We start from the raw sequence: 20,521 nt of genomic DNA, 5'->3' as shown, positions 1-20,521 counted from the left end.
ATTGTTTGGGAAGCCGTTTGCGCGCAGTCAAGAGGGGGGCGGCCACGGCACGCCGGTCCAGGAAACCAGCCACGCGTGAACGTCATACGCCCAAGCTTGACATATCTCCCGACACGCCTCTACCATTCCGCCCGCGCCTCCGAAGAACACCGGGGGTTCTGCATCCAGCCGTCGCCATCACCAGGTAGAGGTTCCAATGCGCCGATTCACTTCTCACGAAAATCACATTCGAAATTCTGAGAAGTTGGTGGTTCATGCGCACTTTGAATCTGGGCATCCTCGCCCACGTGGATGCAGGCAAGACTAGCCTTACCGAAAGACTGCTTTTTGACGCCGGCGTCATCGACAAGCTCGGCAGCGTTGATATCGGCAATACACAGACGGACACTCTCGAGCTCGAACGGCAACGCGGCATCACGATCAGGACCGCGGCGGTGTCGTTCACGGTCGGCGACAGGATTGTCAATCTCATCGACACGCCCGGTCACCCGGATTTCATCGCCGAGGTCGAGCGGGTGCTCGGGTTGCTGGATGCCGCGGTCGTCGTCGTTTCGGCGGTCGAAGGCGTGCAGGCCCAGACGCGGGTGCTGGTGCGGGCGTTGCGGCGGCTTGGCGTTCCCTTCATCTTCTTCGTCAACAAGGTCGATCGTCTCGGCGCCCAATATGAGGACGTGCTGAAGGCTCTTGCCAGCCAATTGCTCGTTCGCCCCATCGCCATGTCTTCCGTCATCGATGCCGGCAGCAGGCTTGCCAGAGTGGAGGCGTTGGCCCCCGGATGCGAACCGCTTTTCACGCCGCTCTGCGAAGCACTCGCGGAGAATGACGAGGCGCTGCTGGACGACTACGTCTTGGCGCCCGATCGCCTGACGGCGGATAGGCTTGGACGCTGCCTGGCCGATCAGGTCGCGAGCGGTCTGGTGCATCCTGTCTTCGCAGGTGCGGCAACGACTGGCGTCGGCGTGCCGGCCCTGACATCGGCCATCGCGACGATATTGCCCGGCCGGCGCCTCGATCCGGACGGGCCGATTGCCGGAAAAATCTTCAAGATCGAACGCGGTTGGGGTGGTGAAAAGCTGGCCTATATGTATCTGACGTCGGGCACGGTCCGGCTCCGGCAACATCTGGATTTGCCCAAAGGCCCGGAAAGAGTGACCGCGATCGAGGTTTTCGAGGCTGGCCGGGTTCATGGCGCCGCAAGCTTCCGCGCCGGGCAGATCGCGCGCATCAGCGGCCTTGCCGGCGCCCGTATCGGGGATGCAGTGGGCGGCGACCTGCTCGCGGGTGGGCGGCCGCAGTTTGCCCCGCCCAGCCTCGAAACCCGCGTCCTTGCCCGGCGGCCCTCCGACAAGGCGGCCCTCTGGCTGGCGCTGAACCAGATGGCGGAGCAGGACCCGTTGATCAATCTGCGCCGGAACGATGATGCCGACGAAATCTTCGTATCGCTCTATGGCGAGGTGCAGAAGGAGGTCGTCCAATCGACCCTGCTGACGGATTTCGGTCTCGAGGCTGGGTTCGAGGAAAGCACCGTCATCTTAGTGGAAAGGCTTGCAGGAACCGGGCAAAGCCTGCAGGTCCTCTTCAAGGAGCCCAATCCCTTCCTGGCAACCGTCGGCCTGCGCGTCGAGCCGCGCCCTCCCGGGGCGGGCAACAGCTTCGCGCTCGAAGTGGATGTCGGCCAGATGCCTGTAGCCTTCTATCGAGCGGTCGAGGAGACCGTGTTCGAAACCCTGAAGCAGGGGATTTTCGGCTGGCAGGTTATTGATTGCCACGTGGCGATGACGGCAGCTCGGCACAGCTCGCCTGTAAGCACCGCCGCCGATTTCCGGCAACTCACGCCTTGGGTGCTGGCAGATGCACTGTCGGCCGCGCAAACCGTCCTATGCGAACCGATCGACCGCTTTCATCTCGAAGCGCCCGCGGAGAGCTTGAGCGGTGTGCTCACTTTGCTTGCGAAATCGGCAGCGGCGATGATGGATTCGGCGATCGCCGATGGCGTCGCCCGGCTCGAGGGCACCGTGGCGTCTCAGGTGATCCAAAGCGTTCAGCAGCAATTGCCGGGCCTGACAAGCGGGGCCGGAACCATGGAAACCTCTTTCGATCACTACGCCCCGGTTGCCGGCCAGCCGCGCTTGCGTGAGCGCTCCGGCCCCGATCCGTTTAACGGTGCCGAATATTTGCTGCGTCTGCGGGGTGTCCCCATTTGAGTACAGCCCTGATCTGGAGGTGGTTCGGCGGTGTATAGTGAGCGTTGATGCACGGTTATTCCCTCGCCAAATGTCTTCGCATCGAATAATGGTAGCTCGCGGGCTTGGAATAGAGCGTGAGATTTTTGCATGACAAGTGACGTAGCAGCTGAGGGAAAGCATCGTTTCTGGATGCTCGATCTGTTGCGTGGGGCATCTGCAATACTTGTACTCGTTTATCATTCCAGCAACGCGTTTCCCGTTGCTTATGCCGCTGTCGATCTTTTCTTCATGTTAAGCGGCTTCGTTTTGGCGGAAAGATACAGCGAGAGCCTGCTACAGGCGGGCGGCCGCCGAGACTTCATCAATCACCGCATTGCCCGACTGTATCCCGTCTACTTCGCCTGCACATTGCTGGGCGCTGTTTCGGTTTTCCCATTGATTGGCCATCTCGAAAACTGGAGCATCAACACTTTTGCCGTTTCCTCCGTTACCAGCCTGCTCATGCTTCCGGCGCCGTCTGACACCGTCCTCGGCATTCTGCCCTTGAACGGACCGGCATGGTCGTTGTTTTTTGAAGTCGTGGCCAACGTGGTCTTTCTTGTTACTGCGGCGCGTCTCCGAGTGGCTGTTTTCATCGTCGCGCTGTCAGCGCCAGCATTCGTCCTTGCTTTATGGCACTTTCGGTACCCGCCGGGCTCCGTCTGGGGCGATATTCTCGGAGGCTTTCCACGGGTGCTGGTATCTTTTTACGGCGGCGTACTTATCAGTCATCTTTGGCGACGAGGCTTCCGCATCAGGCTTGCCGCCTCGGCCAGTTTGATTCTGGTGGCCGCGCTCACGGCGCTTTATTCGGGGTTCATCCTCACCGAGAGGAAATACTATCTGCTTCTGATATTTATCGCTCACCCCATGATCATCTGGTTCGGCTTGGGGCTGGCAAGAAACGCGCGGCTCGGACGCTTCGCCACCTGGATGGGTGAAATTTCCTACCCGCTCTACCTCGCGCACGTACCGCTACTGATCTTGCTCGCAACGTTCGGAGTGGGTGATTGTTTTGCTCTGCGCAATTATCTCGGGCTCGGAAATACCTCGTGGGGTGGCGAATGCAGCCGAGACGCTCTTTCCTTGGCCGTGTTCCTCTTGCCGTTGTCATTATTGGCGGCGCACCTCATCGCCATCTGGATCCAGTCGCCTGGCCGTAGGTTTTGGCTTCGCTGGAGGCCGATCTAGTCGCCTGTCCGGCGGCGGCTCCCGAAGGAGTCGCCGCCCATTCTTCAAGCCGCCAGCGAGGCGATGTCGATGACGAAGCGGTAGCGGACGTCGCTTTTCAGGACGCGTTCATAGGCTTCGTTGACCTGCTGGATGTTGATCTTCTCGATCTCGGAGACGATGTTGTGCTCGCCGCAGAAGTCGAGCATTTCCTGGGTTTCCTTGATCGAACCGATCATCGAGCCTGATATGCTCTTGCGGCCGGGGATGATCGAGAAGGCATGCACGGGGATCGGGTTTTCCGGGGCGCCGACCACCACGAAGGAACCATCCACCTTCAGCAGGCCGAGATAGGCATTCCAGTCGATCTCGGCGCTGACGGTGCAGATGATCAAGTCGAAAGTCCCGGCGAGCTTCGTGAATGTTTCCGGGTCGTTGGTGGCGTAATATTCCTTGGCGCCGAGCTTCAGCCCATCTTCCTTCTTGGAAAGGCTCTGGGAGAGAACGGTGATATCGGCGCCCATGGCGGCGCCGAGCTTGACGCCCATGTGGCCGAGGCCGCCCATGCCGACGATCGCAACCTTCTTGCCGGGGCCGGCATTCCAGTGGCGCAGCGGCGAGTAGAGCGTGATGCCGGCGCAGAGCAGCGGCGCGGAGGCATCGAGGGGCAGATTGTCCGGAATGGACATGACATAGCCTTCCCGAACGACGATCGAGTCGGAATAGCCGCCCTGGGTGCGTGTCTTCCGGTCGGCTTCGAAGTCATTGTAGGTGCCGGCGAGCCCCGGCATATACTGTTCCCGATCAAGGTCGCGCTCGGCGCAGCCGATGCAGGAATCGACGAAGCAGCCGACGCCGACGCGATCGCCGACCTTGAATTTGGTCACATCGGAACCGACGGCCGAGACGATGCCGGCGATCTCATGGCCCGGCACGATCGGATAGACGGCGTTCTTCCATTCGTTGCGGACAGTGTGGATGTCCGAGTGGCAGATGCCGGCAAACTTGATGTCGATAACGACGTCGTCGGGGTTCGGGTTGCGGCGTTCGAAGGTGAAAGGGGTCAGCGGCTTGGAAGCGTCGGTCGCGGCGTAGCCTCTTGCAATAGGCATGGGAACCATCCTTTTCGATTGTGGTGGGGGTTGAAAGAGATGGTGGACTATTGCCCGGAACGGCGGCAGAGAGTTAGAGCGATCCTCTCAGCTTTTTGCACGATCCTGCAAAAGTGAGGCGCCGGCCTGTTTGTGAAATGGCCAAGGCACTCTAGATAAGAGCGGTATCGCCGGCGTCAGACAATTGACAGAAAGAGTTGCCGCATGACTTTGCCCTTCAGCCCCTATCAGGAAATTGTCGATATCGCGATGCGCTTCGCGGCTGGTGACGGCGAGTTTGCGACTGATATCGGCAATCTTCACATCAGCCGTCGGTCCAAGCCCAGCGATCCGCTGCACAGCAGCTACCGGCCCTGTTTTGCCTTTGTCCTGCAGGGCGCCAAGAGCTTGCGCCTCGGCACGGAACTTATCAGCTACGGGACTGGCGACTATCTGCTGACCTCGCTCGACCTGCCGGTCGCCTGGCGCGTCACGGAGGCAAGCCCTGAGGTTCCGCATGTCTGCCTGGGGTTGGCAATCGACTCGGAAAAACTGCTGGAATTGCTCAGCCGGATCGATATTCCGCGCCCAGCCGCCGATACTGACGGACAGCGCGGGATGGCGGTGAACGTCGCTCCACCGGAGCTCCTGGATGCTGCCGTCCGCTTGCTGCGCTTGCTCGATCGTCCAGGCGACATTCCTGCCATGGCGCCGCTGATCGAGCAGGAAATCCTCTACCGGGTGCTGACCGGGCCGGATGGCGCGCGGCTGATCAATATTGCCACTGCAGACAGCCACAGCAACAGGGTCGCGCGCGCCGTCGCATGGCTGAAGGAGAATTTCGCGCGGCCACTGCGCATCGAAGACCTTGCCGACCGCGTCAGCATGAGCGTGTCGTCCTTCCATCATCACTTTAAATCGGTCACGGCGATGACGCCGGTGCAGTATCAGAAGCAGCTTCGCCTGCACGAGGCACGCCGGCTGATGCTCGTGGAGCGCCTCGATGCGGGCACGGCCGGCCACCGCGTCGGATATCAAAGCCCGTCGCAGTTCAGCCGTGAATACAGCCGCCTCTACGGCGCCTCGCCAGCTCGCGATGTCGACGGCGCCCGCGACGTCATGGCGGCGGAATAGAGGCCGCGCGCGGCGGCAGGACCCCAAGACGTTCCGTCACTTTGAAACGGCGCATACCCGAAAACCGTATCCGGCTTTCGGGTGAGGCGCTGGTTAGCCGGGGAATTTCAGGGCCCTGTCGGCACGGCATTTGGCGAGCTTTAGCTGGCGGAAGGAGAGGATGCGCGTGATGCGGTCCTTGCCATCCGTTTCCACACTCACGCAGGCGCAGGCGTAGCCGTAAGTACCGTTGGTTCTGACATAATCATGTTCGGAGATGTCGGGGATCAGCTCCATGCCTTCGACCTCGCCGGCATCGTCGCCCTGGGTCATGATCGTCCAGGTGTTCTCCGCGTCCTCCAGCCACCAGTTGGCGGGCGTCGGATTCTCGATCCAGCCGCAGCGGGTCTCGGCGGCCCGCGCATTGGCTGCGACGACAAGAGCTGCAATCATGACCGCGGCGGCTATTTGGTATTTCATCGGCTTTTCCTCATCGCCGGATTTTAATTGTTGATCGCGATGATCGCCCAATGGCTCGCCTCGCAGCTGTTGTCCTCACAGACCGCGCCCATCCAGACGGCGCCACCGGCCAGCATGACGCCGTCGCTATTGACGAAGAGATCCTCGTATTGCTGGCGCCCGACGGCGCGGCGCGTTCCCGGCGTCACGAGATCGTCGAAATTGTCGATGAAATCCTCAGCGTTCTCGACATCGTAGGTCTCGCCGTTGGCCTTGATCGTCAGCGGGTATTCGGCAAGGCCGGCGATGGTCTCGGCGTCGCCTGAGCGCATCGCCTTGACAAGCTGGCGCAGCGGCCGGTCGAAGCCCGCGGCATCGCCGTGCAGTTCCTCGATGCGGTTATAGACGTCGCTGTTGGACTGCGCGAAAGCGCCTGAGCCGCCAAGGAGAATTGCTCCGAGTAGGAGAAGAGCTGCAGACAGGCGTGACATCGAAGCCTCCGGGCAAATGGTATAGCGCGACATTATGCGATCGCCGAGGATTCGCGCCTATCCAATTCTGGTGTTTCATCGCGGTTTCCCCTATTAAAAAATCAATCAGGACTTCTTGACGAGCTGATCGGTTTATCGCATAAACCTCACGAACCGTACTGTACGGTACGTATATGGGAGCCATGATCGTGTCCGTCGATACCGCAGAGCCGAGCGAATTTTCGCCGCGCCAGAACGCCGTTCTGGAGCAGGCGTTGCAGTTGCTCGTCGATGGCGGCGAGAAGGCGCTGACGACTTCGGGTGTGGCGCGCGCCGCCAATTGTTCGAAGGAAAGCCTCTATAAATGGTTCGGTGATCGCGACGGGCTGCTGTCTGCGATGATCGCCTACCAGGCGAGCAAGGTGCGCACCTTCGAGCGCAACGGCGAGCGGCTGACGGCGGCGAGCCTGCACGACCATGTCGTCATTTTTGCGCGTGACTTGCTGGAAGTGCTCGCCGGCGACGTCTCGCTGGCGCTGAACCGGCTGGCGATCGGCCAGTCGAACCGCGACGGCTCGAAACTCGGCAAGCTGCTGCTCGAGCGCGGCCGCCGCCAGATCGACCGGCGCGCCATGGCGCTGATCGATGCCGGGAAGCGGGCGGGGCTCCTGCGTTTTTCCGATGCCGACGAGGCTTATCACACGCTTTACGGCCTTGTTGTTTCCGACCTGCATGTGCGCATGCTGCTCGGCGAACCGGGCCTCAAGGATACCGCGCGCCAGGCGGAGAGGGCGGTGACCGCCTTCCTCAGGCTCTATGGCACGGACAAGGTTCTGGCGGAGATGCCGGTTCTCGGCTGATTCCGCTTTAATGACAGTCAACAAGACAAGCAAAGGGAAGGAACTTCAAATGCGCGTCTATTACGATCGTGATGCCGATCTCAACCTCATCAAGGCCAAGAAGGTCGCCATCATCGGCTACGGTTCGCAGGGCCGTGCCCATGCGCTGAACCTCAAGGACAGCGGCGCCCAGAACGTCGTCATCGCGCTGAAGGCCGGTTCGCCGACCGTCAAGAAGGCCGAAGCCGACGGCTTCAAGGTCATGACGGTTGCCGAAGCTGCCGCCTGGGCAGACCTGATGATGATGGCCACCCCGGACGAACTGCAGGCCGACATCTATAAGGCTGACATCGCCGGCAACATCCGTGACGGTGCAGCCATCGCCTTCGCTCACGGCCTCAACGTTCATTTCGGCCTCATCGAGCCGAAGGCTTCGGTCGACGTCGTCATGATCGCACCGAAGGGCCCGGGCCATACGGTTCGCGGCGAATACCAGAAGGGCGGCGGCGTTCCCTGCCTCGTTGCCGTTCACCAGAACGCGTCCGGCAATGCGCTTGAACTGGCGCTCTCCTACGCCTGCGGTGTCGGCGGCGGCCGTTCCGGCATCATCGAAACCAACTTCCGCGAAGAGTGCGAAACCGACCTGTTCGGCGAACAGGTCGTTCTCTGCGGCGGTCTGGTCGAGCTCATCCGCGCTGGTTTCGAAACGCTGGTTGAAGCCGGTTACGCGCCTGAGATGGCCTATTTCGAGTGCCTGCACGAAGTGAAGCTCATCGTCGACCTGATCTATGAAGGCGGCATCGCCAACATGAACTACTCGATCTCCAACACGGCCGAATGGGGCGAATATGTCTCCGGTCCGCGCATCATCACCGCCGAGACCAAGGCCGAGATGAAGCGTGTCCTCAAGGACATCCAGACCGGCAAGTTCACGTCCGATTGGATGCAGGAATACCGCGCCGGCGGCTCGCGCTTCAAGGGCATCCGCCGCCTGAACGACAGCCACCAGATCGAGGAAGTCGGCGCCAAGCTGCGCGGCATGATGCCCTGGATCGGTAAGAACAAGCTGGTCGACAAGTCGGTCAACTAAGCGGTCCTGTGACATAAAATGAGAAAGTCGGAGTGAAAGCTCCGGCCTCCAGACTGCTGACAACCCCCGGCTGAGCTGGGGGTTATCTACTTCATCGCGACATGCAGAAGAAACGGCTCCCGAACAGGCGGCAATCGCGCACCGGCTGGTCACGTCACGCCGCGACAGGTTCCGGTTCGATGCGAATTGGCGCTCTCAGGAGAACTTCTCGTCGCGGACCAAGAGGCGAGCTTCGGTTTGTTGGGAACGGAACTGGAACTGAACGGTTATCGGAGGGTATTCGATATGCTTCAGGGACCAAATGCTTAAGGTCGGGATTCTTACCTTTCATCGCTGCATAAACTACGGCTCCTATTGGCAGGCACGCTGTCTGGCCGAAGGCCTCGCGTCCATGGGAGTCGAAGCCGTTCTCCTGGAACACATGTCCGATCGCGTGAACCGCGCCGAATGGCAATGCGCGCTGCAACCGCTGCTTCCTGTTGCAACGCCGAAGGAAGACCACCCGCTCTATAAAGCGAAGATCCGGAAATTCTTTCACTCCTTTGCCACCTTACCTCTTTCATCGCCTTTTCCCTTGGAGAATCCGGCCGCAATGGACGAGTTTTCGCTCGTCGTCGTCGGCAGCGACGAGGTGTGGAACCTTCGCCATCCCTGGTATGGCGGGTATCCAGTGTTTTATGGTGAGGGCCTGCGATGCGGGCGCACTATCTCCTATGCCGCGACATTTGGAAGTCTGGCATCGTCGGAGCGGCTGGAGGGTTGGGCGGAAAAGTTGCGAAAGTTTTCTCATATTTCAGTCCGGGATCTCCATTCGGAGCGGATCATCCGCGAGACGTTGGGACGGGAGCCAGAACTCGTTCTCGACCCGTGTCTGCAATTTCCGCAGATGAAGACTGCGAGCAGAGATGACGGGGATGCGGCATCTTATATAGCCGTTTACGGGCACAGTTTTCCAACCTGGTTCCAAAATGCGGTGCGCCGGTGGGCAGGAGATCGGGGCTACCCGCTCGTCAGCATCGGCTATCGGAACGATTGGGCCGACGAGCAATGGATCGATGCCGGGCCGGAGGACTTCGCCAGGTTCATATCCGACGCTAAGGCTGTCGTGACGAACTTCTTTCATGGGTGCGTGTTTTCGCTTGTCAACGAAAAGCCGTTTGCATGCGTCCTCTCCGATTATCGCTCCAACAAGATTCGCGATCTGATGCAGCTTGTCCGCGCCGAGCATCATGTCCTCACCGAGGATATGATTCCATCGCATCTAGATGTTATTCTTGATAACCCACTTCCCGCGGCTATCTCGCAACAAATAACTTCCTTGCGTCATAGATCCACCGCCTATCTCAGCCATGCCTTGCAATAGCTCCCAGCAGCAGGATCATCTCACTGCGGGCATCGGCCCCGGGGATATTGCGGCCTCCGGCCTCTGCATCGGCTGCGGCTCCTGCGTCGCAAAGTCAGCACGGCCTGATGTGCGCATGGGACTCGACCGATACGGGCAGATGAAGCCCACAGCCCCACGGACTTGGTTGCAGGGCGGTGATGAAGAGTTTGCCCGAATTTGCCCGTTTTCGCCAATGGCTCGCGACGAGGACGAATTGGCGGCCGAATATTTTCCCCGCGCGAAAAACCAAGACCCTCTACTGGGTCGTTTCGAGGCTGCTTTTGTCGGCCATGTCGAGGAAGGGGAATACCGTTCGAAGGGCAGTTCCGGGGGCATGGTCACCTGGGTGGCGGCGGAGCTGCTGCGCCTGGGGCTGGTTGACGGTGTGGCTCACGTCAAGGAGAGCGATGATCCGCTGTTGGAAGGGCGCCTGTTTCATTATTTGCTGTCACGCAATCTGCAGGAACTTCAGGCCGGCGCCAAATCTCGATATTATCCAGTCGAACTTTCCGGAGTGCTTCAGTCCATTCGCGAGGCGCCCGGCCGGTATGCCGTGGTTGGTATTCCCTGTTTCATCAAGGCGGTGCGACTAGCCTGTGCCGATGACCCAATATTGAAGGAGCGCATTGCCTTCACGCTTGGGCTGTTTTGCGGCCATATGAAAAGCGCGCGCATGGCTGAAAGCTTCGCGTGGCAGATGGGTGAGGATATCGGAAAGGTTAAACGGCTCGACTACAGGATAAAGTCCCCGGATCGACCTGCGAATTGGTATCGGACGCAACTGACACTCGAAAACGGAGATACGCGTGCCCAAGACTGGTGGCATCTGGCCGATGGGGACTGGGGGGCGGGCTTTTTTCAGAATTCCGCCTGCAATTTCTGCGACGACGTCGTTGCGGAAACGGCCGATATCGCTTTCGGGGATGCCTGGAAGGAGCCCTATTCCTCGGATGGACGCGGGACGAATGTGGTTATCGTCCGCTCAAAGGCCCTTCTGGATGCGATCTTTGCGGGGATAGATGACAAGAGGATCGCACTGTCTCACGTCGACGCCGATTTTGTTGTAGCGACCCAAGCTGCGGGATTCCGTCAGCGTCGCGAGGGCCTCTCATTCCGTTTGACCTGGCCACGTAAGGGTATGCGCCCGCGCAAACGTGTCCGTGCCGGCAGCCATAGTCTGTCTTCGCAGCGCAAGGCGGTCTACATCATGCGCTACTGGATCAGCTTTTGGAGTCACCGGGTCTTTTCAATCGCCCGTTTCCTACGCAGCCCCAGACTTTACATCCTGTGGGCTCGTGCGGCCTTGGCATGCTATCAGGGGGTGGCTTATTCCCGAGGGCCGATCGGCAGGATAGCCCGGAGCCTGGGTTTAGCCGGCTCCGAGGGACGCACGTGATTCGAGGCCCAGCAATCGGGCAGCTGACTTGGCAACGCGTGACATATGTCCGCTTTCCTGGCGCGGTGCGTAGCGCTCAACCATTTCCTCGCAGAACCCGGCAAATTCTTCGGGCACCAGAGGCGGACTCGTATGGTGCGGCGCGATACCTCTATGCTCGGGCGTGAAGCAGAATGTCGCCGTTACGTCGAAGTCTTCGAGGGCACGCATCTGCCGGTCGAACCAGTCGAGGGCATTGGGCCGGAATCGGTCCGCCCAGGAAAGCCCGGTGCGCACAGATTTTACTCCCAAGCGCTTCATCCAGGCGGCGGCTTCATCCAGCCGCGGGTCTTCGAAGTGGAACCATTGCACCAGCCCGAAATCCGGCGTGTGTTTGGCAAACTCCTCAAGCGCCGGTTTGGGCGTTCCGTCTTCACGCAGAATGCCCATATAGTAGTGCCGGTAATAGGAGGAGCCTTCGGCTTCGCGATGACGGGTGGTTGCCTCCCATGATCGGGGGAGGTCGTAGAGGCTGTACCATTGCAAGCGCTCGACTTTACCCTTGAGCAACTCGGCAGTTCGTTGCAAACCCCACAACTGCACTTCCTCGGCGCCGAATGTCGAGACACCCACTTCGCTGACCCAGATCGGCAGATCGGTGACAGCGCGAATTTCGTTGATCTTCTCCGGCCACTCATGGATCTGCCAGAGGTTCCAGTCGAGCGGGAATCCATGCAGCGCGACGGCATCGAGGTGATCGAGCACGCCGTAATTTTTCATGCGGCTGATGAAGAGGGGGTCGATTGGAGATATCCCGCCGAGTACCTTCGTCAGTTCCGGATTCTTGGCTCCGATGGCATCGGCGGCGAGGATTGCCATTTGCGCAAATAGGCTCCATTCAGGATCGATTTCCGGATCCCAGTGCGATTTGTTGTTCGGCTCGTTCCAGATCATTGCAGCTTCGATCATTTGACTTCCCCGGGCAGGATTTAACGAACGGGTTATAAGGTCACTTCGTTGAGCGTCATCACTTTTGCACCCCAGTCACCGATCACAACTGTCGTGACGGAGGCGGGCGCAATATCAAATCTGGGCCAAGCATCGATCGGCAATCCCAGGACGTGACTCACACCCGCCTTGATGACATCGGCATGAGAGACCAGAGCTATTCGGTTTTTGTCACCGCCGCTGGCCAAAGTCTCCATTAGGCCGAAGATCCGAGTTTGAACGTCCAGCATCGTCTCGCCTCCTGGCGTGCGGGTGAGGCTACGTGTGGTATTCCACCGCCGCCACAGAGGATCGTCATTAAGGACTTCGAACGTCTTTCCGGACCAGTCGCCGAAATTCACCTCGTCCAAAGCATTGTCTGTTTGCGGTAGAGACAGACCACAGGCCGATGCGATACCTTCTGCCGTCTCCCGTGTACGTTCGCGCGGGCTGGTGTAGATCTCAGTGATGTCCTCGCGGCGCAGCCTCTGCCCGAGACCCTGAACTTGCGAGCGGCCGGCTTCGCCAAGCGAAATCCCGGCCGTACAGCCGGCCAGGAAATTCCCGACATTGTCGTGGGCGGCGTGGCGGACCAGGAAGAACGTTACCGTCATTCCGCGGCCCCGCGCAAAACATCCTCCAGGTCATCGATGAAATCCTGCGTTCGCCGGCGGGCCTCGTAATCAGTGAACTGCTGCGGCGGCGATTTCATGAAATAGCTCGACGGCCCTGTCAGGGCTCCGCCAACGCCTCGGTCGAGGGCCAATTTCGCGCAGCGTATCGCATCGATGACCACGCCAGCGGAATTGGGGGAGTCCCACACCTCAAGCTTGAGCTCTGCGTTGAGCGGCACGCCGCCGAAAGTGGTGCCTTCAAGCCTGATATAAGCCCATTTCCGATCGGTGAGCCAAGGGACATGGTCGCTCGGTCCGACATGTACATCGTCTGCTGGAAGCGGAATATCCAATTGGCTGGTGACCGACTGGGTCTTGGAGATCTTCTTCGATTCCAGCCGCTCGCGTTCCAGCATATTGAGAAAATCGGTGTTTCCGCCGAAATTGAGCTGATAGGTGCGGTCCACACGGACGCCCCGTTCGCGGAAGAGATTCACGAGCATTCTGTGGACGATCGTTGCCCCCACCTGGCTCTTGATATCGTCGCCGATGATCGGCAGCTTTCGGGCAGCGAACTTCTGCTGCCATTCCGGTTTGGAGGCTATGAATACCGGAATGCAATTGATAAAGGCGCAACCTGCCGCCAGCGCCTGTTCGGCGTACCACTTCGTTGCCTCTTCCGAGCCAACGGGAAGATAGGAAATTAGCACTTCCGTCTGGCTTTGCCTGAGGATTTCCGCCACGTTCGCTGAAGGCTCGGTCGATTCCTCGATCCGATCCCGAAGATACTTCCCTATCCCATCCATCGTCCTGCCGCGCCTTACCTCCACGCCAATCGGAGTGACATCTGCAAAACGGTGAGTGTTGTTCGGCTCGGCGTAGATCGCTTCCGCGACATCTCGCCCTACCTTTGAAGCGGCAACATCGAAGGCGCAGGATATCTCAATATCGTGCACATGATAGCCGCCGAGATCAGTATGCATGAGGCCTGGAACCGGCTCGTTTTCCCGGGCGTTATCATAGTATGTAAGTCCTTGAACCAATGACGAGGCGCAATTGCCAACTCCCACCAATCCAACGCGAATGGATTTCGAACGCATGGTTCCCTCCAGGGGCTGCTTTCTGAGGCATCTACAAAGCTAACAAGCGGGAGCCGCAACGGTTCCCAGTTCTTCCGATTTTTTCAATTGCGACTAACGATCATCCAGCCAGTTCGGGCAGGCAACGTGGCAAAGAGGAGGACCGGATGCTGGTCTATGGCGATGTCGAGCACATCGAGAGCGCAGCAGCGGTGCGCGCATCGATCAGAGGATTGATGATGGCGTGTATCGAAATGCAGCCAAGCCGTCAGCGCCACGAAACTCTAGTCCAGGCGTTCATCCTGACCGGAGAATTGGTCCAGGCACTGGCCGATCTAGAATTCGGGAAAAAAGGCGCCGACGATGTGTCCGAGCTTCAGGACGCCGGCGCGAAACTTTTGCTCATGCAGGCGCGGGAGGTCATGCAGTCGTGGCGAGACGGATTTGCCGGGATTTTGTCCTTTCCAAAAGATTGGACAGCCAAACTCGAATCTTTAGACAGCACCGATCCGGTACGGATGAAGCGGGCAGAGGGCTACGCCTTTTATGCTTTGTATCCCGAGAGCTATATCGAAGCGGCTTCGATCTCGAAACTAACGCCTCAGACGGTCGTCATCGGGATACGGAGCATCGGGACCGGACTGGCGGCCATGGTTTCCGCAGCCTTGGGTGCCGAGCCTGCCTATTCGCTGCGGCCGACGGGCCACCCGTTCGAGCGGCAGGTAAATGCTACGCCCGATTTTTCCAAGCGCATCCTTGCCCATCCCGATACCGATTTTGCTATCGTCGATGAGGGGCCGGGGCTATCGGGGAGTTCGTTCGGCTGTGTCGGGGACTGGTTGCAGGCAAATGGCGTGGCGTCCGGTCGGCTTCACTTTTTCCCAAGTCACGCCGGTGAGCCGGGTCCGCATGCGAGCAAGACGCATCTGACCCGTTGGCGAGACCGACCACGCCATGTCGTCAGCTTCGATGATCTTACTCTGAAGGCCCAAGACCCAAAACATCGGCTGCACACATGGGCGGCCGATGTCGTTAGCGTTGCGAGATCGTCGTGGCGGGATCTGTCCGGTGGCGCATGGCGCGGCGTTCGGTATCGCGATCCTTCGCATTGGCCGCCGAGCCACATGCAGATGGAAAAACGCAAGTTCCTGATGGAAGCCGAAGGAGAAGCCTGGCACGTCAAGTTTGCCGGGCTTTGCGGGAGCGACGTGGACAAGGCGCGCAGAGGCTCTTTGCTGAGCGAAGCCGGCTTTATTCCGAGGATTGTCGGCACCTGTTACGGATTCATCATCGAAGAATGGATAGATGGAACGCCCCTCGACAATAGCGGTGTAGGCAGGCGCCACATGGTGGATCACCTCGGACGTTATCTTGGTTTTCGGGCCCGTCACCTCCCGGCACGAAACGGCGGCGCGTCGATCCAGAAACTTTGCGAAATGGCAATTTTCAATATCGCGGAAGCGGCAGGATCGAACACAGCAGAAATATTGAGGCGCGCAATAGGCATGCCCGAGCGGCTAGCCGGACGATTGCGACGGGTCGATACGGACAACCGGCTTCACCCATGGGAATGGCTGACGAGCACCACCGGGCGGATCATAAAAACGGATGCGCTCGACCACAATGCGGCCCATGATCTGATTGGGTGCCAGGACATCGCCTGGGACGTCGTGGGTGCTTGCGTGGAGTTCGAACTGTCGAGCAAGGAGCGCGAACGTCTTGCCGATCTCGTCGCTCGGCAAGCGGATTGCGACTTGCGCGACGATGTACTCAGGTTTTTTGAGGCTTGTTATCTCGGTTTTCAGATAGGACTGTGGTCGCAGGCTAGGGGCAGCGTCGACTGCGCCGAGACAGCGCGCATTGAACGCACCATCAAACGTTACCTGGACCGCCTGCCCCAATTGATCGATATTTGACTGCAGAAGCGGTTTGGACCTGAATTTCTTCAGCAAAGTGCCGGAGGCGGTTCCGCCATGGGATGGCGCGTCCCATGTTCCACCAGATAAACTTCCCGTTCCGGATTTGCACGAATGACAAAGCCAGTGCTTCTCAGCATCGCTTCGACCGCCGCCTTGTTCGGAATGAACCAATTGGTGGGGTCGCCGGCGTAACGTTCTTCCACGAAATAAAGCTTCGGAAAGCCGCGCTGCTCAAATATTGTCGCGTCGGAGAAGTCGTAATTTTCCTCGAGTGCCGCGACTTCCTCTTCACCCCGCTGCATGCATTGAAACAGCATCTTTCCGCCGACAACATGCTCATGCAGAAGGTCGAGTGCCAGTAGCGGATGCCGCAGGTGATAAAGGACACCCATGAAAAGGACCAGGTCAAATCTCTCCCTGAGTTTTTCCACCTCGTACACCGACATCAGCTTGAACTCGATATCCTCACCTGTCTCTCTGGCTGCGAACTCAGCTTGCCTGAGATAATGCGGGTCGGAATCGATTCCGACGACCCGCCCGGCATTTCTCCTTTTCATTTCAAGCGAGTAGAACCCGGCGTTGCAGCCGATGTCCAGAACGCTGCATCCGTTGAGATCTTCAGGCACAACCTGCTGAAAGTGTGCCCATTTGAAGGACGGATAGTCACCGAGGAAATGATCCGGCGCGGTTTGAACGCCGTTAATTCGCAGATTGTGAAACCATGGCCTCAGGGCTGCGATGTCGCTTTCCAGTCGAGCTTTCTCATTCATTCCTTACTCCAATCCGCAGCGTCGATCATTCCTTAGAATGCGCCGCCGAGATGTGTGTTCGGTTGCGCTTGAATTTTCTAACAGCCGACCGTATCTGCTCAACGGACCGAGGGCCGATCCCCGAGAGTTTGAGAAGTTCGGCGTTCTTCATGTCTGCCAATTGGCTCATTCGGTGAATTCCGCTTCTGGCGAGCGAACGGGCAATCCATCCTGGGAGACAGGTGGTCAACAAGAGATCTTTGGTATCTCCCCGTCCAATCCTCGTCCGCTTTTGAGATACCTGCGGCATGTTCAGCTATAGCCGGCTTCGTCAGATTGTGATCGAACCCCCTTGATGGTTTTCGGTTCCCGCTGAAGAAGAAAAATCCGACGATCGTGCGCGAGTTTCTCGATGTCTCAGCCGACACGAAACGACTGGGAGCCAACACACTCAAGGAGAAGGGTTTGTTCTCTATTGACGGAGGGGGAGCGGCGTTTTCACCTGAAATCGCGACGGCGCCAAGAACTGCGTGCCGAACATAGGGCGGAAGCTCTGGCCTTTATCGTTGCGCGCCCACCACGAGCCAGCGGGTCGGCTTGCCGTCATAGCCGCCGCCGTCGCTTTCGCTGATGGCGATATTCCGCCAGCCGCCCTTCGTCAAAAGCTCCGACAGCCATTCGGCTGAGGGGTAGTTGTAATAACGACCGAAGCCGTCATGGCCTTCCGCATCGCCTGCCTTGAATGTCGCGTGAATGATGCCGCCAGTCCTCAGGGCACGCCGGATGCGGGCGAAGACGGCGGGCAGCTCGGGCCTCGGGACGTGGAGAAGGCTTGCCTGTGCCCAGACTCCGTCGAAGGCGCTATCGGCGTCGAGCTCTTGGAACAACATGACCCTGATCGGCCTGCCGATCAGCACTTCGGCCTTTCTTGCAAGCTCGGCCGAGCCATCCGTCGGCGTCACGTCGAAACCGTGCGCCAGCATGTAGGCGCTGTCCTGCCCGCCGCCGCAGCCGAGTTCGAGGATGGCCGCACCCGGCGCAAGCCCAGCGAGAAAGGCATCGAGCTGCTGCTTTGGCAGGCCGCGCGCCCGGTTGGCGTAGGTCTCGGCATTTTCCTCATAGAAGTAAAAGGTGCGCTCAAGAGGCATGCTGTTCGGCCGATCGCGGGCGTTGGTTGGATTGAAGATGTCTTTCGGGAAGCCGGTCCGCGTCGATGATGTCAATGACGACCATCCCTGCCGATGTCACCCGGTAGAAGGCGACGTGGCGCATGTGGAGGAGGCGGCGAAGGCCGACGCCGAGTTCGTCGCACTCTTCTCCCATGGAGGGAGCATGGGAAAGAAGCACGAAAATCCTGTCCCAGTCGAGAAGATAGGCGTCTGCCTGCGCCTCGCCGAAGTTGAGGCAAGCATATTCGTCGATGCCTGATAGCACCGCGTCCGCCTTTCGGGTCAGCCTATAGGCTATTGTCACGCAGCTTCGCCTTCGTTTCCGACAGGATGTCGGGAATGCGTCGATCGCTCGGGCCGCTTTCCTCAGCCTGTCTCAGGATGTTGCGCAGTTCGTCGTCGTCAAGCTTGTGATGGAGCTGGTCCTTCAGAATGAGCTCTGTCAGGAATGCGTCAGCACTGCTGTATCTGCCGCTTGCGACACGGTTTTCGACGTATTCCGCCAGATTATCCGGAAGCGAGATCGTCATTTTCGCCATTGGATTCGGTGCCGCCTGCACATGCCGGTTTTCAGCCATTCCAGATGCCAGATTATCATTTCCCGGTTTGTGATAGAACCGTTGTGCCCAGCCGTCGAGGGCTTGGGTCACATGCGGATCAGTCTTTTTTATCGATATAGATGACGCGTTCGAGATCCTTGAAATGGGCATCGCAGGTCAGGATATCGGCATCGTGGCGCTCCGAGGTTGCATAAATGATCGCATCGGCGGTGGCGAGTTTATGGGCTGCCGATATTTCGGCAGCACGGCGAGCAAGCGTCGTGTCGAGAGAAACAACCATGCATGTTGCGGTATAAGCGATGAAGCTGTCGACGGCTTCCTCGTCCTTTTCGCGTGCCAGCCATTTGGAAAGCTCGAGCTGCACGATCGTCGGAACGATGCATTGATCGCGTTCCGGGATTTCGGCCTGCAGCTGGATTCCAGCAGCACTTTTCGTCAGCCATTCTATCCATGCGGAGCTGTCGATCACGCGCATCAGAAACGGTCGTTCCGGTCGCGGTAGTTTGTCTTGTCTGCACCTTCGGCGATGCCGCGAAGATCGGCAAGCGTCGGGACCGGCATTAGCAATACGCCTTTGCCTTTGGGAATGAACACGAATTCCTGTCCCGCCGACCAGTGTTGTTGTTCGCGCACTTCCTTGGGAATGGAGATCTGGAATTTTGTAGAGAGGGTTGCGGTTGCCATTCTTGCCTTTCCTCTATCGATTAATAGATAGTAAGAAATCACTTGGCATCGGTCAATGGCGAACCGTTTTGGCGTCGGTACTATTTCTGTCGCCAAATGGGAAGTTGACGATGGTTTTTCCCGGCTGACTTGGCCCCAAAAAACCGGGCGGCGTCCGTTTCGAAAGCGATCCGCGGATTGCTTAATGGCTGTCGGCTCGAAGAACATACGTAATGTATCGTGCAGATCGAAACGAACTCCGACGAGGGCGGAATAGATCGCCAGCCCGACGGCTTTTCCGGGCGAGGCGGAAAGCGGCGTCCACCATGTCGGTGCTGACGCCGCCGTTGGTGTGGAACGTCCGGATTTCAGGCCGGGATGAGGCGCGTCCAGCCGTGCTCATCGTTCGTTACGCCCTTCTGCAGACTGACGAGCTGCTGGCGCAGTTCGCTGGTCAACTTGCCGGTGTGTCCGTCTCCGACTGGAAATTCGCCGCCGGCATGTCGAACCAGGCCGATGCCCGCCAGGACCGCGGCAGTGCCGCAAGCGAAGGCTTCGGCGAGCCTGCCACTGGCAGCGTCGTCTTGCCATTCCGCGAACGAGTAGGGGCGCTGCTCGACGCGCAAGCCCCTTTCTTCGGCGAGTACGATCACGGAGGCCCGGGTGATGCCCGGCAGAATCGTGCCGCCAAGGGGCGGGGTCACTACTGATCCATCGTTCATCACGAAGAAGATGTTCATGCCGCCGAGTTCTTCGACCCAGCGGTGCTCTGCGGCGTCCAGGAAGACGACCTGATCGCAACCCTTCTTCGACGCCTCGGCTTGCGCCACGAGGCTGGCTGCGTAGTTTCCGCCGCATTTTGCCGCACCCGTGCCGCCGCTGGCTGCACGGGTGTATTCGGTCTCGACCCAAAGGGAGACGGCCTTCGCGCCGCCCTTGAAGTAGGCGCCGACCGGAGAGGCGATGATGCAGAAGATATATTCCTGAGCCGGACGAACGCCGAGAAACGCCTCGTTGGCGAACATGAAGGGGCGAATGTACAGGCTGGCGTCGCCGGACGGAATCCAGGCCTTGTCGACGCGGACCAGTTCTTCGACCGCCTTCAGGAAGAGTTCTTCCGGCACGGGAGGCATCGCCATGCGGTTTGCCGACTGCATGAAGCGGCGGGCGTTCTCTTCAGGCCGAAAGAGCAGGATCCGGCCATCATCTGCCTTGTAGGCTTTCATGCCTTCAAAAATTTCCTGAGCATAGTGCAGCACGGCGCTTGCAGGATCGAGCTCCAGAGGACGCCTCGGCGTAACCTTCGCATCATGCCAGCCCTTGTCGGCAGTCCATCGTGCCAGGACCATATGATCCGTGAAGACCTTGCCGAAGCCGGGCGTCGCCAGTGCCTTTATGCGGTCGGCGTCGGAGACGGGAGACTTGTGGAGTTCGATTTTGATTTCAGGAGGGGTCGTCGCGGTCATTGCTGGCACCTTGATAGTACATTGAATAGTGGCGGCGACACTACTGCCGCCGGGCTGGTCTTGGAAAGGTCTGAATCGGCCGGTTTCGGCTTTGATCAG

General features: G+C 59.1%; 22 protein-coding genes. 8 read left to right on the top strand and 14 right to left on the bottom strand.

The genetic code is table 11. The features are described from left to right. The first annotated feature begins 254 nt into the window (after window positions 1–254). Window positions 255–2,204: an elongation factor G gene (locus N2A41_RS13700; RefSeq protein WP_260109023.1), complete on the top strand. Its 1,950-nt coding sequence runs from the start codon at window positions 255–257 to the stop codon at window positions 2,202–2,204. Window positions 2,205–2,333: 129 nt separating this feature from the next. After that, window positions 2,334–3,416: an acyltransferase family protein gene (locus N2A41_RS13695; protein ID WP_260109022.1), complete on the top strand. Its 1,083-nt coding sequence runs from the start codon at window positions 2,334–2,336 to the stop codon at window positions 3,414–3,416. Between the two features lie 44 nt (window positions 3,417–3,460). Here the strand turns inward: N2A41_RS13695 and N2A41_RS13690 are convergent, their stop codons facing one another. Then, window positions 3,461–4,507: an NAD(P)-dependent alcohol dehydrogenase gene (locus N2A41_RS13690; RefSeq protein ID WP_011652713.1), complete on the bottom strand. Its 1,047-nt coding sequence runs from the start codon at window positions 4,505–4,507 to the stop codon at window positions 3,461–3,463. A 204-nt stretch (window positions 4,508–4,711) separates the two neighbouring features. Here N2A41_RS13690 and N2A41_RS13685 point away from each other — a divergent pair, with 204 nt between their 5' ends. Continuing rightward, window positions 4,712–5,620, top strand: a complete 909-nt coding sequence (locus N2A41_RS13685; RefSeq protein ID WP_260109020.1) for an AraC family transcriptional regulator — start codon at window positions 4,712–4,714, stop codon at window positions 5,618–5,620. Window positions 5,621–5,713: 93 nt separating this feature from the next. Here N2A41_RS13685 and N2A41_RS13680 read toward each other — a convergent pair whose 3' ends face one another. Together N2A41_RS13680 and N2A41_RS13675 are read right to left on the bottom strand one after the other, a co-directional pair. Beyond that, on the bottom strand, window positions 5,714–6,079 hold the full coding sequence (locus N2A41_RS13680; protein ID WP_222383997.1) for a DUF4087 domain-containing protein: 366 nt from the start codon (window positions 6,077–6,079) through the stop codon (window positions 5,714–5,716). Window positions 6,080–6,102: 23 nt separating this feature from the next. Then, window positions 6,103–6,582: a hypothetical protein gene (locus tag N2A41_RS13675; protein ID WP_260109019.1), complete on the bottom strand. Its 480-nt coding sequence runs from the start codon at window positions 6,580–6,582 to the stop codon at window positions 6,103–6,105. Window positions 6,583–6,722: 140 nt separating this feature from the next. Here N2A41_RS13675 and N2A41_RS13670 point away from each other — a divergent pair, with 140 nt between their 5' ends. The 4 genes from N2A41_RS13670 (at window position 6,723) to N2A41_RS13655 (ending at window position 11,237) form a co-directional block, all read left to right on the top strand. Next, window positions 6,723–7,388 carry a TetR/AcrR family transcriptional regulator gene (locus N2A41_RS13670; RefSeq protein ID WP_018074237.1) on the top strand — a complete coding sequence of 222 codons (666 nt, stop codon included), beginning with the start codon at window positions 6,723–6,725 and terminating at the stop codon, window positions 7,386–7,388. A gap of 49 nt (window positions 7,389–7,437) precedes the next feature. After that, window positions 7,438–8,457: a ketol-acid reductoisomerase gene (ilvC, locus tag N2A41_RS13665; protein ID WP_026154226.1), complete on the top strand. Its 1,020-nt coding sequence runs from the start codon at window positions 7,438–7,440 to the stop codon at window positions 8,455–8,457. A gap of 301 nt (window positions 8,458–8,758) precedes the next feature. Further along, a complete protein-coding gene (locus N2A41_RS13660) occupies window positions 8,759–9,820 on the top strand; it encodes a polysaccharide pyruvyl transferase family protein (protein WP_260109018.1) in 1,062 nt (353 codons plus the stop codon). A 115-nt stretch (window positions 9,821–9,935) separates the two neighbouring features. Next, window positions 9,936–11,237: a Coenzyme F420 hydrogenase/dehydrogenase, beta subunit C-terminal domain gene (locus N2A41_RS13655; RefSeq protein WP_260109017.1), complete on the top strand. Its 1,302-nt coding sequence runs from the start codon at window positions 9,936–9,938 to the stop codon at window positions 11,235–11,237. On the opposite strand, the gene N2A41_RS13650 is transcribed toward N2A41_RS13655, so the two are convergent. From N2A41_RS13650 to N2A41_RS13640, 3 genes are read right to left on the bottom strand one after another with little or no spacing between them, the layout of a single operon-like run. Then, window positions 11,211–12,185 (bottom strand): beta-xylosidase, encoded by a 975-nt coding sequence (locus N2A41_RS13650; RefSeq protein ID WP_017964997.1) that lies wholly within the window; start codon window positions 12,183–12,185, stop codon window positions 11,211–11,213. The two genes, N2A41_RS13655 and N2A41_RS13650, sit on opposite strands and share 27 nt — an antisense overlap. A 32-nt stretch (window positions 12,186–12,217) precedes the next feature. Beyond that, on the bottom strand, window positions 12,218–12,817 hold the full coding sequence (locus N2A41_RS13645) for a histidine phosphatase family protein (protein ID WP_170255044.1): 600 nt from the start codon (window positions 12,815–12,817) through the stop codon (window positions 12,218–12,220). Continuing rightward, complete coding sequence (locus N2A41_RS13640; RefSeq protein WP_260109016.1) at window positions 12,814–13,917, bottom strand: inositol-3-phosphate synthase; 1,104 nt, start codon at window positions 13,915–13,917, stop codon at window positions 12,814–12,816. Before N2A41_RS13640 ends, N2A41_RS13645 begins: the two co-directional genes overlap by 4 nt. A 146-nt stretch (window positions 13,918–14,063) precedes the next feature. Here N2A41_RS13640 and N2A41_RS13635 point away from each other — a divergent pair, with 146 nt between their 5' ends. Beyond that, window positions 14,064–15,812 carry a hypothetical protein gene (locus N2A41_RS13635; RefSeq protein ID WP_260109015.1) on the top strand — a complete coding sequence of 583 codons (1,749 nt, stop codon included), beginning with the start codon at window positions 14,064–14,066 and terminating at the stop codon, window positions 15,810–15,812. Between the two features lie 29 nt (window positions 15,813–15,841). Here N2A41_RS13635 and N2A41_RS13630 read toward each other — a convergent pair whose 3' ends face one another. The 8 genes from N2A41_RS13630 to N2A41_RS13600 form a co-directional block, all read right to left on the bottom strand. Next, window positions 15,842–16,585 carry a TIGR04290 family methyltransferase gene (locus tag N2A41_RS13630; RefSeq protein ID WP_162116044.1) on the bottom strand — a complete coding sequence of 248 codons (744 nt, stop codon included), beginning with the start codon at window positions 16,583–16,585 and terminating at the stop codon, window positions 15,842–15,844. Between the two features lie 25 nt (window positions 16,586–16,610). Continuing rightward, entirely contained in the window at window positions 16,611–16,736 is a 126-nt protein-coding gene (locus N2A41_RS33425; protein WP_441005661.1) for a hypothetical protein, read from the bottom strand. 388 nt (window positions 16,737–17,124) lie between these two features. After that, the gene (locus N2A41_RS13625; protein WP_260109014.1) at window positions 17,125–17,712 is read right to left on the bottom strand and encodes a class I SAM-dependent methyltransferase; all 588 of its coding nucleotides are present in this window, start codon (window positions 17,710–17,712) and stop codon (window positions 17,125–17,127) included. Then, entirely contained in the window at window positions 17,702–18,037 is a 336-nt protein-coding gene (locus tag N2A41_RS13620; protein WP_260109013.1) for a type II toxin-antitoxin system RelE/ParE family toxin, read from the bottom strand. Before N2A41_RS13620 ends, N2A41_RS13625 begins: the two co-directional genes overlap by 11 nt. Then, on the bottom strand, window positions 18,021–18,272 hold the full coding sequence (locus N2A41_RS13615; protein WP_260109012.1) for a ribbon-helix-helix domain-containing protein: 252 nt from the start codon (window positions 18,270–18,272) through the stop codon (window positions 18,021–18,023). The genes N2A41_RS13620 and N2A41_RS13615 overlap by 17 nt, the downstream gene beginning before the upstream one ends. Window positions 18,273–18,390: 118 nt before the next feature. After that, window positions 18,391–18,768, bottom strand: a complete 378-nt coding sequence (locus N2A41_RS13610; protein WP_017964989.1) for a type II toxin-antitoxin system VapC family toxin — start codon at window positions 18,766–18,768, stop codon at window positions 18,391–18,393. Further along, window positions 18,768–18,977, bottom strand: a complete 210-nt coding sequence (locus N2A41_RS13605; protein ID WP_017964988.1) for an AbrB/MazE/SpoVT family DNA-binding domain-containing protein — start codon at window positions 18,975–18,977, stop codon at window positions 18,768–18,770. The genes N2A41_RS13610 and N2A41_RS13605 overlap by 1 nt, the downstream gene beginning before the upstream one ends. A gap of 347 nt (window positions 18,978–19,324) precedes the next feature. Beyond that, complete coding sequence (locus tag N2A41_RS13600; RefSeq protein WP_260109011.1) at window positions 19,325–20,422, bottom strand: branched-chain amino acid aminotransferase; 1,098 nt, start codon at window positions 20,420–20,422, stop codon at window positions 19,325–19,327. Window positions 20,423–20,521: the final 99 nt, after the last annotated feature.

Origin of the sequence: Rhizobium sp. SRDI969 (genome assembly GCF_025152725.1) — a bacterium.
GTDB classification, from domain to species: Bacteria; Pseudomonadota; Alphaproteobacteria; order Rhizobiales; family Rhizobiaceae; genus Rhizobium; species Rhizobium leguminosarum_I.
Note: the sequence above shows the minus strand (reverse complement) of the source record. Positions and strands in the feature narration are given on the sequence as shown.

What these genes read in the sequence shown, in the direction of transcription:
- N2A41_RS13605 (WP_017964988.1), bottom strand. Translation starts at nt 18,977, where the DNA reads ATGGCAACCGCAACCCTCTCTACAAAATTCCAGATCTCCATTCCCAAG.
- N2A41_RS13675 (WP_260109019.1), bottom strand. Translation starts at nt 6,582, where the DNA reads ATGTCGCGCTATACCATTTGCCCGGAGGCTTCGATGTCACGCCTGTCT.
- N2A41_RS13615 (WP_260109012.1), bottom strand. Translation starts at nt 18,272, where the DNA reads ATGGCGAAAATGACGATCTCGCTTCCGGATAATCTGGCGGAATACGTC.
- N2A41_RS13625 (WP_260109014.1), bottom strand. Translation starts at nt 17,712, where the DNA reads ATGCCTCTTGAGCGCACCTTTTACTTCTATGAGGAAAATGCCGAGACC.
- N2A41_RS13685 (WP_260109020.1), top strand. Translation starts at nt 4,712, where the DNA reads ATGACTTTGCCCTTCAGCCCCTATCAGGAAATTGTCGATATCGCGATG.
- N2A41_RS13650 (WP_017964997.1), bottom strand. Translation starts at nt 12,185, where the DNA reads ATGATCGAAGCTGCAATGATCTGGAACGAGCCGAACAACAAATCGCAC.
- N2A41_RS13660 (WP_260109018.1), top strand. Translation starts at nt 8,759, where the DNA reads ATGCTTAAGGTCGGGATTCTTACCTTTCATCGCTGCATAAACTACGGC.
- N2A41_RS13630 (WP_162116044.1), bottom strand. Translation starts at nt 16,585, where the DNA reads ATGAATGAGAAAGCTCGACTGGAAAGCGACATCGCAGCCCTGAGGCCA.
- N2A41_RS13635 (WP_260109015.1), top strand. Translation starts at nt 14,064, where the DNA reads ATGCTGGTCTATGGCGATGTCGAGCACATCGAGAGCGCAGCAGCGGTG.
- N2A41_RS33425 (WP_441005661.1), bottom strand. Translation starts at nt 16,736, where the DNA reads ATGAAGAACGCCGAACTTCTCAAACTCTCGGGGATCGGCCCTCGGTCC.
- N2A41_RS13690 (WP_011652713.1), bottom strand. Translation starts at nt 4,507, where the DNA reads ATGCCTATTGCAAGAGGCTACGCCGCGACCGACGCTTCCAAGCCGCTG.
- N2A41_RS13655 (WP_260109017.1), top strand. Translation starts at nt 9,936, where the DNA reads ATGGGACTCGACCGATACGGGCAGATGAAGCCCACAGCCCCACGGACT.
- ilvC (WP_026154226.1), top strand. Translation starts at nt 7,438, where the DNA reads ATGCGCGTCTATTACGATCGTGATGCCGATCTCAACCTCATCAAGGCC.
- N2A41_RS13645 (WP_170255044.1), bottom strand. Translation starts at nt 12,817, where the DNA reads ATGACGGTAACGTTCTTCCTGGTCCGCCACGCCGCCCACGACAATGTC.
- N2A41_RS13640 (WP_260109016.1), bottom strand. Translation starts at nt 13,917, where the DNA reads ATGCGTTCGAAATCCATTCGCGTTGGATTGGTGGGAGTTGGCAATTGC.
- N2A41_RS13680 (WP_222383997.1), bottom strand. Translation starts at nt 6,079, where the DNA reads ATGAAATACCAAATAGCCGCCGCGGTCATGATTGCAGCTCTTGTCGTC.
- N2A41_RS13700 (WP_260109023.1), top strand. Translation starts at nt 255, where the DNA reads ATGCGCACTTTGAATCTGGGCATCCTCGCCCACGTGGATGCAGGCAAG.
- N2A41_RS13610 (WP_017964989.1), bottom strand. Translation starts at nt 18,768, where the DNA reads ATGCGCGTGATCGACAGCTCCGCATGGATAGAATGGCTGACGAAAAGT.
- N2A41_RS13600 (WP_260109011.1), bottom strand. Translation starts at nt 20,422, where the DNA reads ATGACCGCGACGACCCCTCCTGAAATCAAAATCGAACTCCACAAGTCT.
- N2A41_RS13670 (WP_018074237.1), top strand. Translation starts at nt 6,723, where the DNA reads ATGGGAGCCATGATCGTGTCCGTCGATACCGCAGAGCCGAGCGAATTT.
- N2A41_RS13695 (WP_260109022.1), top strand. Translation starts at nt 2,334, where the DNA reads ATGACAAGTGACGTAGCAGCTGAGGGAAAGCATCGTTTCTGGATGCTC.